The 12809-nt window shown below is 70.6% G+C and carries 8 protein-coding genes; 5 read left to right on the top strand and 3 right to left on the bottom strand.

Going from position 1 to position 12809, the window contains the following annotated elements; all coding sequences use genetic code 11:
* Positions 1–91 precede the first annotated feature (91 nt).
* Positions 92–715, top strand: coding sequence for an acVLRF1 family peptidyl-tRNA hydrolase (locus tag ACFPJ1_RS39635; protein ID WP_380111514.1), 624 nt, complete (start codon positions 92–94; stop codon positions 713–715).
* 10 nt (positions 716–725) lie between these two features.
* Here the strand turns inward: ACFPJ1_RS39635 and ACFPJ1_RS39630 are convergent, their stop codons facing one another.
* From ACFPJ1_RS39630 to ACFPJ1_RS39620, 3 genes are read right to left on the bottom strand one after another with little or no spacing between them, the layout of a single operon-like run.
* Positions 726–1271: a hypothetical protein gene (locus ACFPJ1_RS39630; RefSeq protein WP_380111513.1), complete on the bottom strand. Its 546-nt coding sequence runs from the start codon at positions 1269–1271 to the stop codon at positions 726–728.
* Complete coding sequence (locus tag ACFPJ1_RS39625; RefSeq protein ID WP_380111512.1) at positions 1271–1801, bottom strand: hypothetical protein; 531 nt, start codon at positions 1799–1801, stop codon at positions 1271–1273. Before ACFPJ1_RS39625 ends, ACFPJ1_RS39630 begins: the two co-directional genes overlap by 1 nt.
* Complete coding sequence (locus ACFPJ1_RS39620; protein ID WP_380111511.1) at positions 1798–8988, bottom strand: hypothetical protein; 7191 nt, start codon at positions 8986–8988, stop codon at positions 1798–1800. The genes ACFPJ1_RS39625 and ACFPJ1_RS39620 overlap by 4 nt, the downstream gene beginning before the upstream one ends.
* 350 nt (positions 8989–9338) lie before the next feature.
* Here ACFPJ1_RS39620 and ACFPJ1_RS39615 point away from each other — a divergent pair, with 350 nt between their 5' ends.
* Genes ACFPJ1_RS39615 through ACFPJ1_RS39600 form a run of 4 tightly spaced genes read left to right on the top strand, consistent with a single transcriptional unit; the run spans position 9339 to position 12802 of the window.
* The gene (locus tag ACFPJ1_RS39615; RefSeq protein ID WP_380111510.1) at positions 9339–9875 is read left to right on the top strand and encodes a hypothetical protein; all 537 of its coding nucleotides are present in this window, start codon (positions 9339–9341) and stop codon (positions 9873–9875) included.
* Between the two features lie 52 nt (positions 9876–9927).
* Positions 9928–10662 (top strand): hypothetical protein, encoded by a 735-nt coding sequence (locus ACFPJ1_RS39610; RefSeq protein WP_380111508.1) that lies wholly within the window; start codon positions 9928–9930, stop codon positions 10660–10662.
* A complete protein-coding gene (locus tag ACFPJ1_RS39605; protein ID WP_380111507.1) occupies positions 10662–11495 on the top strand; it encodes a hypothetical protein in 834 nt (277 codons plus the stop codon). Before ACFPJ1_RS39610 ends, ACFPJ1_RS39605 begins: the two co-directional genes overlap by 1 nt.
* A complete protein-coding gene (locus ACFPJ1_RS39600) occupies positions 11492–12802 on the top strand; it encodes a CpaF family protein (protein ID WP_380111506.1) in 1311 nt (436 codons plus the stop codon). The genes ACFPJ1_RS39605 and ACFPJ1_RS39600 overlap by 4 nt, the downstream gene beginning before the upstream one ends.
* The last annotated feature ends 7 nt before the right edge of the window (positions 12803–12809 follow it).

Genomic DNA, 12809 nt, shown 5'->3' with positions numbered 1-12809 from the left:
TGCTGTGATAGCCCGGGTCAGGTGGCCCGGGCTTTCGCCTGCCCGCCGCTCCTGGGCCCGCTGAAGTGCCGTCGTGGGTTAGCGTCGGCAGGTGACCCGAATCGTCTCCGTCGCCCCCGCCCGGCTCGAACGCTGGCTGACCGGCTTCACCGAGCGCCATGGCGTCACCTCGTACGACGTGACGCCGTCGCGGCTGACCGCCGCCGCGGAGGACGGCTCGCGCGCCGACATCGACGTACCTTTCGGGCCGCTCGAAGACCTCACTCCGGCAGGCCTGGTCGCGCATGTGCTGGCCGACCGTCGCCTGGGACTTCTCCTGGTACGCCGGGGCGGCTACGGCGCGGGTGTCTTCGAAGGCTCCGCGCTGGTGAACTCCAAGGTCGGCTCGCGCCACGTCCAGGGGACGACCAAGGCCGGCGGCTGGTCGCAGCAGCGGTTTGCGCGCCGCCGGGACAACCAGGCCCGCGAAGCGTTCGCCGCGGCCACCGAGGTCGCCGTACGGATCCTCGCACCGGCGCGACTCGACGTACTGGTGTGCGGAGGAGACCGCAAAGCGATCGACACCGTGCTCGAGGACCCGCGGCTGAAGGAACTCGTGCCGCTGGTCCGGCCACCCTTTCTGGGGGTGGCCGATCCCAAGCAGAAGGTGCTCGAGCAGGCCGGCGTGGACGCACGCGCGGTGCGGATCCAGCTGACCGACCCGCCGGAGCAGTAGGCCGGGCGGGTCAGTTCTCGCCGTACAGCGCCCGGAAGGCGTCCAGTTGGTCGCTGTAGAACTCGCGGTCCTCGGTCAGCTTCGCCCGGGTGAAAAGCTGCGGGTCCTGCTGCTGGGTCCGCATCCCGAGCTCGGTCCAGAAGCCATCGTCCGGTACCACGTCGGCGCCCTCGGGCAGGAACTTCAGCGCCTCGTCCATCCCGTCCCGGGCGAACTCCCAGTTGAGCTCCACCTTCTGGCGGTTCTGCCCGGGCTGCCCGGTGTACTCGATGTCCGCGTCGAGCGCCCGGCGCGCCCAGACGGAGGCGAGCTGCACCCAGGCGCCGGCGTCCAGCAGCAGCGAGTTGCCCAGGCCGAACCGTACGCCGACCCGCCGGGCCTCGTCCTCGGTCCGCTTGAGGACCTGGAGCTCGCCGGCTCCCGAGCTGACCGTCCAGGCGTCCTCGTCCTCGGTCACCGTGACCGCCGGCGGCTCGGTGGCGTCCGGCGCGTCGTCCGCGGCGGCCAGCACGCTCAGGTAGATCTCCGCCTCGGCCAGGGTCCTTGCGGTCAGCATCAATTCGCTCCTGTGTCCCGGTAGCTGTCTCTGACGACGAGCAGTCGCTCCAACCGGAACCTACCGGGTTCGGCGTTCCGGACGTCACGGCCCTCGTCGGTCCAGAACGCGTCATCGGGCACCGTGAGCGTGCCGGGCGGGATGAACTTGACCACTTCCTCGACAGCCGCCCGGGCGATGCTCAGCACGTAGGCCGCCTCGGCCTGGTCGTCCGGAACCGACCCGGCCGCGCTGTCGGCGACCTGCATCCACTGTCCGGCATCGAGCAGCTCGGACGGTTCCGGTCCGCCGAAGTTCGGGAACGGCGCGAAGGTCTCGCGCTCCGGCATGCCGAACAGGTACTCGCGCTCCGCCTCGCAGCCCGGGCAGACGCCGGAGTAGCTGATCACCAGCTCGCCGTCCTCGTCCGTCAGGCCCTGCTCCCACGGTGTGTCGGCCGAGCCGCAGTCCGGGCAGGGATGGAGCTCGAGATAGAGCACTGCCTCGTCGTCGGTCCGCGCAATGGCGTACTTCGGGTCGTACTCGCTCACTGAACCGCCAATCCGCTGCCGGTCTTCGCCGTGGCGGCGCGCCCGATCGGTTGCTTGGCGCCATCGCCGGCCTGGGTCCCGGTGGTCTGGCGGCCCGGCCGGGAGTGGTCCAGGTCGGTCAGGGTCGAGGCCGGGATGCCCTTGTCCTCCAGGGCTCTCACCACGGTGCCGGAGAAGCGGCCGTTGTGGTTGCCCTGGGCGTACAGGTCGCGCAGGTTGACCTTGCCCTCGGACAGCAGAGCCAGCTGCGGGTGCAGGGTTGCGAAGGCCCGGGCGAAGCCGTCCTCGGCGCTGTTGGTCCTGCCGGTCATGGTGCCGTTCGGCATCGCGCGGTATGTCTCCTGGTCGCCGTTCTCGCGGTGCATGGTCAGCGCGACCACGACACCTTCCTTGCGGGCCTGGGCGAGTGCCTCGACCATCGGCCGGTACGGTTGGCGAACCTCGCGGCCCTGGTCGTCGGTGATCAGCTCATGGCCGGTGACGCGTACCTCCTGCGACTTCTTGGTGGCAGCCGCGAGTCTGGCCGGGTCCCAGCCGTCGAAGGGCGGCAGCCCGGCCTCCTGCCGCGCCTGGATCTCCTGGAACTCGTGCCGGAACATGCTCAGGGTGGCGATGCCGGTGGCCGCCCGGGGGATCGACTTCTCCTGGTCGACCTTCGGCTGGTTGTGCCGGTCGAACTTCATCCGCCGCACGTCGACGTGAAAGTCGACCAGCACCTCGACGACCACCTCGTTGCCGGACTCGGCCACGCTGGTCTCGTCGCGGTTGCCGGCGCTGTCGGAGTCCTTCGCCGTCACCTGGTCGCCGGTGGACATGCCGACCTTGATGTCGGAGTTCGCCTCCTTGCCACCGATGGTCCGGCTCGTCGGCAGTACTTCGGTGCTCTCCGTCGCGGTCTGGGTCTGGTCCTGCTCACGGGCGATCTTGCCCTGCTGGAACCGCTTGTCCGGGTCGTGCAGCAGTCGCAGGCCGGATACCTCGGCACGGATCCGCATTGAGACCGCCCGCGACCCGTGGCCCGGCACCGGAAGGGGAGGCGTCCAGGGACTGCCCGCGCCGTCCGAACGCTCGAAGGCGGCTCGCCGCGACGCCGCGGACAGTTGCTTGCGGATCGACGGCTTGTGCAGCTCGACCCCGGCCGAGGTGAGGAACTTCCGGTCGGCCAGTCCGGTGCAGGCGCTCTTGACCAGCACGTCCTGATCCTTCAGGTCCTCGTCCTCCAAGGCTCTCTCGACGTCGATCCGCTCGCCGTCCTGCAGCAGCTCGATGCCGCGCAGGAGGTAGGTGTTCGGCAGGGTCACCGGGCGGTGGTCACGGGCGATGTCCGGGACCGGCGGCGGATTGATGTCCGCCGTCGGGACCAGCAGGGTCAGCGTGCCGGTCGCCTCCCGGCGGTGCGGCGGTTGCTTGTTCTTCTCCTGGTTCCGCAGCCGGTCCGTGGCCCGCTGCACGATGCCCTTGGTCGCGTCGCCCTCGGCGGGCAACTCGTCCACATCGATGATCAGCCGCACCTTCCGCTGGACCCGCGTGGTGTCCTCCCACAGTGCGCGGCTCATCGCCGTGTTCTGGCTGACGCTGGTGCCGGTCGTCGAGGTGGTGAGCTCGGTGTTCAGACCAAGCGAGCCGGTACCGGCGTCGGTCAGGTCGCCGCCGAGATTGCCGCTGTACCCGACGGTCGTGGTGGCACTCCGGCCTTCCTCGATGTAGTCGTAGCCCTGGATGATGTTGAAGGCGTTCTCGGTCTGCTTCTTCTCGTCCGGCTCCTGCCCGTCCGGCGTCGTCTCAGGGGTGGCCTTCGCCCCCACCTTCGCGGCCGCGTCCGGATCGGCGTCGATCGTCGGCGGGCCCTCGTAGACGAGCCGCGCCCGGACCCGAAGGTTCCGGGCGGTCGCCACGGCCGGCGTACCGGGGGCGTTCAGCGGTTGCGAGGCGAACGGGTAGTCCATCGTGAACCCGGCCGGGTCGAGCAGTTCGTCCATGTGTCCGCGGTACCGCAGGTCGGCCAGCTCACTGCGCAGGGCCGCCGTGACGGCCGGGTCCTGGAGCGCGTCGGGAACGCGCTCGCCGATCGCGGCCAGCACCTCGCGGTGCGGGTCGGTCTCGTTGCCGTCGCTGTCCACGAACTCGTGCTGGTCGACCACCGCGGCGCCCATGGTCGTGTCGTAGTGCTGGTGCGTGGTGATCTCGGTACGGCTGGCCGCCACCGTCTCGGCGTCGGCCGCGACCTGGTCGAACTTGGCCGGCGTGGAGGCCGGCTTGTCCAGCGCCGCGGTTTCCCGCAACTTGGCCATCAGCCGCTCGTCGGTGTGCGACACCGCGAGTTCGCCGGTCGCCCCGACCTTCTCGGCCTGGTAGCGCCGCAGCATCATCACCGTCGTACTGCGGTCCAGGCTGAGGTTGCCGTCGAGCAGCCGCTCGGTGGCGTCGGTGACCTTCGACAGCGGCAGGTCCAGCTTCTTCTGGCCGTACAGCTTGAGGGCATCGCGCTCCGGCATCGTCATCAGGATCGCGCCGTTGTCCAGCTCGACCTTCTCCGGCTCGGCCAGCCCGGCGGCCCTGATCTCCGCGTCCAGGATCAGGTCGCCGACGAACTGGTAGTGCTGGCCGTCCTTGATGTTCAGCCGCTCGACGCCGTTGATCGCGGTCTGGGTGCTCGAGGCCGAGCGGCTCCCGGACCGGGAGAGGCCGGCCGAGCCGTTCCAGCCGTCACCGTCGGCCTCGGCCATCCCACTGCCGCCGCCGATGCCGGCGCTGTTGCCGGTCGAGCTGGAGGCGGTGAAACTGGAGCTGCCGAGCGTCAGGTTGATGTCGCCGATCACCTGGTGCCCGCTGCCGACGTACCGGAGGTTCTCGACGCGGGCCCGCAGACTCACGCTCGCCTGCCGCGGCGCGAGGCCGCGCTGCGCCGTCGCCTCCGTCAGGTTGGAAGGCGAGCCGCTGACGGCGAACCTGGTCGCGTACTCCGAGGTGAGCATCTCGCGGTGCGCGCTCAGGTTCCGCACCGACATGAACGCGGCGAGGTGGTGGAGTGCGGCGGAGTCGGCGCGGGCCGCGGCCGGCAGGGCCGCGGTGAGCCGGTTCAGCGCGTTGCCGGTGTCGAGGTGCTGCCAGGTCGCGGTCTGCAGCAGCGCGGGATTCACCCGGCCGGCGATCGCCATGCCCTCTTCCTCGCCCCGGTCGCAGAACTCGCTGTCGAGCGTCAGCCGGGAGGAGCCCTCGACCTCGACGATCGGGTCGGAGTCGCGGCCGGCGTGGATCTCGCGGACGGTAATCGTGTGCGGGACTTCGAAGTCCGCGAGCGGCGCGCTGCTCTCGGTCAGGGTCACGCCGTTGACGGTGCTGCCGGTCGCCCAGCCGAAGTACCGGCCGAGAGCCGACCGGCCGTAGCTCGGCCCGACGTCGGGAGTGCTGCCCGCGTGGCCCTGGCCGGGCTTGTTGCTGAACCCGAACTTGGCCGACCAGGGCAGGCCCTTCGACCGGCCGCGCGACCGGACGGTCGTGTTCGAGCCGATGTGCAGGTTCGTCGCGGTCTGGGAGTTGTTGATCCCGAGCAGCCGGTGCCGCTTGGTGTGCTGGGTGAGGTCGATCCGGAAGCTGCGCTCCTGCGGTGGTCGGCCGGTGTGATGCTTGGTCAGCGCGAACACGATGCCGCCCTGGGCAGCCTGGTCGTACCCGGTCTCGAGCCGGTGCCGGGACAGGTGCTGGCCGACCCGTTCGAGGTTCTTCAGCTGACTCGCGACGAGCGCCGGGTCCTTGCCGACGAGCTCGCTCATCCGCGGCCGGAACCTGGCGTCCAGCGGCGGCACCATACCTTCGTCGCTGAGGTGCCGGACGAACGCCTTGAAGGCCGGGTCGGCACCCTCGAAGTCCTGGACCAGCGCCGGTCCCGCGCCGCGGAGCTGGCCCGGGCCCGAGCCCATCGAGGTCGGCAGGCCGATCTTCTCGGTCGTCGGCTGCGCGTCGCCCCGGAGGAGGACCCGGCCGTCCATCCCGGTCTGCGGCTGCCCGTCGGGACCGCGGACCAGCGCCTTCTCGGGCACCGGCAGGCCGTACCGGAAGGCGTCGTTCTCGGGCAGGCGCAGGACGGCGTCGCCCTCGCCCTCGACCGGGAAGGACTCGTCCTTGTCGATCTTGTGGATGGTGAGCTTGTGGACCAGCCGGACCTTCATCCCGACGGTCTGCTCGGTCCGCTGCACGCTCGGGTGGATCGCCACGTCGCTGGTGCTGAGGCTGTCCTTGCGGGACACGCTGCGCCCGGCCTTGACGTTCGGGCCGAAGTCCCACTGGCTCGAGCCGAGGTCCTGCGTCGCCGTACCGGGGTAGCCGACGTTGGCCGAGAACGAGCCGGAGCCGCCGAACGACTGGCTGCCGGAGGCGCCGGAGAAGCCGACCCGGAGCCGCTCGATCTTGTGCTCTGCCGAGCTGTCGCTGAGCAGCTCGGCGGACTCCATCACGACCCTGGTCTCGAGCTGGGCGTAGGCGACCGGCCTGCCCTGGTGGGTGATCAGGCGGCCGATGCCACCGGGACGGGTCGCTTCGTCGAGCCGGCTCGGACCGTCCTCCATCACCAGCCCCCGGAGTTGGTCGTGCCCGACCCGGTCCAGGCCGCCGAGTCTCGCGCGCAGGCCGGCGACCGCCTTGTCGGACAGGTCGTTGAGGCCGTCGACCCGGGACACCACGTACTCCGGAAGCCGCTCCTCCCGCTTGTCGGTGACGCCGGAGGTGTCGAGCCGCACGGTGTCCTTCGGCGGCGGCACGGTGTATGAGTGGCCGATGCCGATCTCGAGCCGGTCGTTGTCGTGCAGCTCACCGGTGTCGACGACGCGAGGCTCGGACCACTCGCCGACGGCCGACGTCCGCATCTGGAGGGACCAGCTCGGGGTGTCCGACCGGTACCGCAGGATCTCCCCGTTGAGCACTTCCACCCCGCCGCCGAGCCCGTACTCCGTGGCGGTGCCCGACACCGAGTGGCTCTGCCCGACGGCGAATTCCAGCCCGGGCGAGACGATATGTGAGACGGCCTTCAGGGCGCTCGAGTCGGGGAGCACGGCGGTCGCCGTCTTGAGGCTCGCACCGCCGCTGTAGCCGACGGTTTCCGTGGCCGTGGTCGAGACGTTGTAACCACCCTGGTCGATCTGACCGAGCTGACCCTCGTCGAAGTCGACCGGGGAGTCCAGCACCTCCCGCAGCTCACCAGGCTGCAGGCGGAGCTTGAACTGGGTGAGCTCGGACGCGTCCGCGCGAGCGTCGTTGCCGACCGTCAGTACGACGCCGTCCGGGGACAGCAGTCCGCGGGTCTCGGCCCGGAGTCGGCGGTGCAGCACCTCAGGGGTGAAGAGGTTCGGGTTGCCCTGGGCGATAAGGGGCTTGTTGAGCTCCTCGGTCAGCGCAGTGAGGTGGGGGAGCCGGCCCGACGTCAACGCCGTCTGCAGCACGTCCGGCGACGGCAGGGTCGCCTTGACGCCCTCGCTGTACGCCGTCACGCGCTCGCCCGCGGTCTGGGCGAGCGCAGCCACGTCCGGGCCCGGCTGGTCGCCGCTGGCGTCCAGCTCATCGAGCCGAGTCAGCAGAGCCTGATAGGCCTCTCCAGCTTCGTTGGCCTGCTTCGCCGCAGCCTCGCAGCTCTCGGCGATGACCGTGTGGCGCCCGGCCTTGACGGTGGCCAGGTCCGCGGCCACCCGCAGCTTGCGCCCGCGCTCCGGCGCCGCGGAGTCCTTGCGGCCCTCTTCGGTCTCGGCCTTCTCGATGGTCTTCGTCGCCAGCTCGGTGGCGGCAGTCGAACTCGTCCGTCGCGCACCGGCTCGCTTTTCGAGGTCGGCTGCCGCCTTCTGAAGCCCTTCGAGCTGCGCCACGACCTGCCCGCGCAGGTGCGCCGGAGTGTTCGCGGCGACCGGCAGCGCGGTCGGCTCCGGTGCGATGACGTGGCGAGCCTCCGGCGTCCACGGAAACGCCGGAACGGGCTGTCGCTTCTTCTGCAGCGCTGCCGACAAGCCGTGCAGGTCCTGCTCGATCTCGGCTGTCCGCTGCACGTCGGGAGTGGCCTTGAGCTGCTCCTCCCGCCAGTTCCGGCTCAGCATCCGCCACTCGTCGTACTGCGCTGTCGTGGCGTCGCCGCGGCCGCGGAAGTTGTCGAAGGCCGACCTGAACCTCCCGAGGACGTTCTTCGGAACCGCGTCGCGTGCCTCGACCTTCAGCAGGGTGCGGCTGACCTGGTTGGTCCAGACCCGGGCCAACTGGGCGTCCGCGAGGCGGGGGGAGAGTCCGATGACGTGCGGGTCGGACATGCTGCCCGCGCGGAGCGTCGTCTGCGCGAGCAGGCCCTTCGGCGGCTCGGCCACCTGAACCCGGAAGTGCTGCGCTCCGTGGTTCGCGGTGGTGACCACTCCGACCTGGGGACGGCCGACGACCTGCATGGGTGCGACCAGCCCGCCGGAGATGTCACCCGGCTGAACCCGGAGGAGCCCGGCCAATGCCTCCGGCTCGGTGAGGTTCTGCTCAGTCGCGGCTCGGCCGCCGGCGATGAGGCCGGCCGCGGCCGGGGTACCGACCGTGTGCTGGCCCTTGGCCCGGTGTTTGCCGCCGACAACCTTGCGGTGGCGGCGCCGTACCGGGGTGGCGGCGGTGCGGTTGAGATGGGTGAGGACCTGTGCCTCGCGCTCGATCTCCGCCGCGGCCAGCCGGGTGGTGGCGACCAGCGGCGGCCGCTGCTGAGCCCGCTCGGCGGCGCGCTCGGTCGCCAGGCGTCGAGCAGCTGAGGCGGTGGTGAGCTCGTTGCCCTCCAGTACTCCGCGAAGCATCGTCTGCGCCTCGGCCTGCGTCTGCGCCGGCAACTCCGGTACGTCGAGCAGCCGGTCCAGCGCGACGGTGGCGCCGTCGACAGGGGAGTTGCCGCCGCGGGCCTGGTCGATCTCGGCACCGAGCAGCGCGACCGCTTCGGCCAGCAGTCGCTCGTCCGCGAGTTGCTGCGACGAGGGCTCCGACAGCCGCGTGTCCAGCCGCTCCATCGCCTCACGGGACAGCACGTCGCCACGGGAGTTGGTCAGCCGGACCCGACCGTCCGCCAGAGCGAGAGCGTCGGGCGCGACAACGCCGAGCGCGACGTCCAGAGCGGCGCGCGCCCGGGCCTGCGCCTGCGCGCGGGCAGCAACCTCCGCCGGATCCACGGCGGGCTCCACCGGCGTGCTCACTCGCCGCGCCCTGGGTGGGCCGCCATTGCCCGGTGTGGGTGGCCCGGGGGAGTGCGGCCCGCCTGCGGTGGGGGCTGAGTCGTCTTGTTCGGCAACCGGCTGCCCTCGATCCTCATACGATCAGTCTGACGGCATTGTGACCGCAAAGTAACGTTCTGGGTTCCATTGGGCAACCAAGTAACGATCTCGATCCGGATTCGGTTGCTCATTGACATTTCATCCATCCGCAACCTGGCCGACGCCGATTGTTGCCTACCGCACCGATCGGATGGACACGTAGCGCATCCCGGGACCGGCCGTGTCAGGCTTGGCTCGCTCCAGGGAGCAACATCTTCGAAGAGGGTGAGCCGGTGAACCAGCAGCTGTCCCCGTCGGAGTGGACCGTGTCCGAGGCGAGGAGCCTGACCGCCCAGTTGCGCCAGGTGGCGACCACCGGCGCGGAGTACGACGGCATCGAGCTGTTCACCGCGCTGTGCGACTACCTGGACCAGTTGTACGGCGGGTCCGGGTTCGACGCCTTGCTGCCCGAACCGGACCGGGGGGCGATGGCCGGGCTGATCCAGGGGATCCGCGGTCGCGCCGCGACGGGATCGGTCGTGCTCGACGACCACGGAGTACCGGTAGATCTTTCAACTACGGAAGGCGATCCGGCGTACGACACGCTGGTCCGGCTGGATCAGCCGGTGAACGCGGCGGTGACCCTGGCCCAGGGCCGGCGTCTCGCGGCGGAGCTCGGGGAGTCCGAAGGGTGGCAGCGCGAACTCGGTCGCGCGCTCCATGGGCTGTACACCTATCTAGACCGGTTGTACGGCGGATCGGGGGCCTTTACCGAGCTGCTGACCCCCGAGGAGCGGGTTCTGGTCGCCCAGCGGACACCGAAGCGATAACGGGTGGACCTGACGGCCCGGATGGCACCCCGTGGCCATTACGGTAGGGCCCGTGAGTTTCTCGTCCTCCACGCGCCCCTCGGCCTCCGGCGCCCGTGGTTCAGCCAAGGCCCCGGGCGCGAACCGACTTCCCGCCAGCCGTGAACGCCGTCCCGCGCTGGCCGCCCTCGCGGTCATCCTGATCCTGCTCGGCGCCGCCGGCTCGGCGTTGATCGCGTTGCGCAGCGGTGACCGGCAGGACTTCGTCGCGATCGACGCGCAGAGCCTGCCGCCCGGCCACAAGATCACCAAGGGCGATCTGGCCCGCGGTGACCTGGCCGGCGCCACCGGCCAACTCGTGCTGTGGTCGGACCTCGACCGGGTCCTCGACCACTACACGACGTCCTGGCTCTACAAGGGGCAGTTCGTCACGCCGGAGAGCGTCACGAAGGACACGAAGCCACTGATCCCGGCGGCGGGCGCCCTCGTGGGTGTCAGCTTGGAGGCTGGGCGGGCCCCGTCAGAACCGATCACCCCGGGCGACATCGTGCAGGTGGTCCAGGTGCCGGCCGCGAACCAGGCCGGTGGGGTGTCTTCGGTGCTGGTCGCCGCGGCCGAGGTCACCAGCAGCGCGGGTGCGATCACCGACTCGAAGACGAACGCGAACACCACGCTGAACGTGACGATCCTGGTGTCGACGACCAAGTCCAGGGCGGTGGCGGCGGCCGCCGCGGCGAAGACGCTGGTGCTCGTGAAGTTGTCCCCGGCAACAGAGCCGGACGTGCCCCGCACCGACGGAGCCGGTTGATGGCACTGGTCGCATTGGCGAGCGCGAAGGGCTCGCCCGGGGTGACGACTGCCAGTCTCGTGCTCGGCGCGCTCTGGCCACGGCCGGTGCTACTGGCCGAGTGCGACCCGGCGGGCAGCGACGTGGCGATCCGGATGACCGCCCCCGGTGGCCAGCCGCTGAACTCCGACCGCGGGCTGGTCAGCCTGGCGGCCGCGGGCCGCAAGGGTCTCGGCGACGACGTGATCATGGCGCACAGCCAGCAGCTCGACGGCGGCCTCGACGTGATGATCGGTGTCCGCTCGCCTGAGCAGATCGGCGGCATGGGCGGGCTCTGGGAGCCGCTCGGGATCTCGTTCAACCAGATGTTCAGCGCCGACGTGATCGCCGACTGCGGCCGGATCGGTCCCGCGTCGCCGCAGGTACCCGTGGTGCAGGCGGCCCGTCTGGTCGTGCTGGTCTGTACCGCGACCGGCTCGTCCGTCGCGCACCTGCGCGAGCGGTTGGCCTCCCTGGTCCACCACGTGGACGCGCAGCTCGGTGTGGTCGTGGTCGCGGACCCCAAGCGGCGCGACGGCGTGAAGCAGGTGTGGTCGGTGCTCGACGCGATGTCTGTCCGCGTGCAGCACCGCTGGCACCTCGCCTACGACCCGGTCGGCGCCGCGTTCTTCGACGGCCGCGGCCAGGGCCGCCTGGACCGTACGCCGCTGATCCGCACGGCGACCGACATCGCCGCGGAGATGGCGTCGCTCGTCTCGATGCCGACCCAGCACGACTTCGACATGGCGCAGGCCGCCTTCCCGCTGGGAGACACCCCGAACAGCCCGCAAGCGGACTGGGAGGGTGGTCAGTGATCACTGATCAGGAGCTGGTCCGCAAGCTCCGGGTGCAGGTCGCCGAACGGCTGAACGAGCAGCGCCGCCGCGACCAGGTGAACGGCGTCCCGCCGATGAGCGCGGAGGACGAGCGGGAGTACGCCCGCTCCCTGATCGTCCAGGTGCTCGAGGACCACGCCCGGTTCGAGCTGGCCGAGGGGCGGACGCCGCCCACTCCTGAGGACGACGCGCAGATCGCCGGCGCGATCCACTCCGCGCTGTTCGGCGTCGGCCGGCTGCAGCCGCTGATCGACGACCCCGAGGTCGAGAACATCGACATCAACGGGTGCGACCAGGTCTTCGTCCAGTACGGCGACGGCCGCGAGGAGCGCCCCGGTCCGGTGGCCGACAACGACGAGGAACTCGTCGAGCTGATCCAGGTGCTCGCCGCGCACGCGGGGCTGACGAGCCGTCCGTTCGACTCGGCCAACCCGCAGCTGGACCTCCGGCTGCCGGACGGCTCGCGGCTGTCCGCCGTCATGGGCGTCACCTCGCGCCCCGCGGTCTCGATCCGTCGCGCCCGGCTGGGCCGCGTCTTCCTGGAGGATCTGGTTGCCAACGGCACCATGTCCGCGGACATCGCCTCCTTCCTGCGGGCGGCGGTCGCGGCCCGCAAGAACGTGATGATCGCGGGCGCCACCAACTCAGGCAAGACGACGATGCTGCGGGCGCTCGCGAACGAGATCCAGCCGCACGAGCGGCTGATCACGGTCGAGCGCTCGCTCGAGCTCGGCCTGGGAGAGTTCAAGGAGCTGCACCCGAATGTGGTCGCGTTCGAGGAGCGGCTGCCGAACTCCGAGGGCGTCGGCGAGGTGAGCATGGCCGACCTGGTCCGCCGCTCGCTGCGGATGAACCCCAGCCGCGTCATCGTCGGTGAGGTGCTGGGCGACGAGATCGTCACGATGCTGAACGCGATGAGCCAGGGCAACGACGGCTCGCTGTCGACGATCCACTCGAACAGCTCGATGGAGGTGTTCAACCGGATCAGCACCTACGCGATCCAGGCGTCGGAGCGGTTGCCGATGGAGGCCACCCAGATGCTGATCGCGGGTGCGCTGGACTTCGTCGTGTTCGTCCGCAAGCACAACGACTACCAGCACGGCGGCACCCTCAGCCGGTACATCGAGAGCGTCCGCGAGGTGACCGGCTGGGACGGCCGGGTGCTGTCCGGCGAGGTGTTCGCCCCGGGAGCAGACGGCCGCGCCGCCGCGCACGCGCCGATCGCCTGCATGGACGAGCTCGAACACTTCGGCTACCAGCCGCTGGTGCACGGACGTTGGGCGTGAGGTGAGG

Source organism: Kribbella qitaiheensis, assembly GCF_042657745.1.
Taxonomy (GTDB): Bacteria; Actinomycetota; Actinomycetes; order Propionibacteriales; family Kribbellaceae; genus Kribbella; species Kribbella qitaiheensis.
Note: the sequence above shows the minus strand (reverse complement) of the source record. Positions and strands in the feature narration are given on the sequence as shown.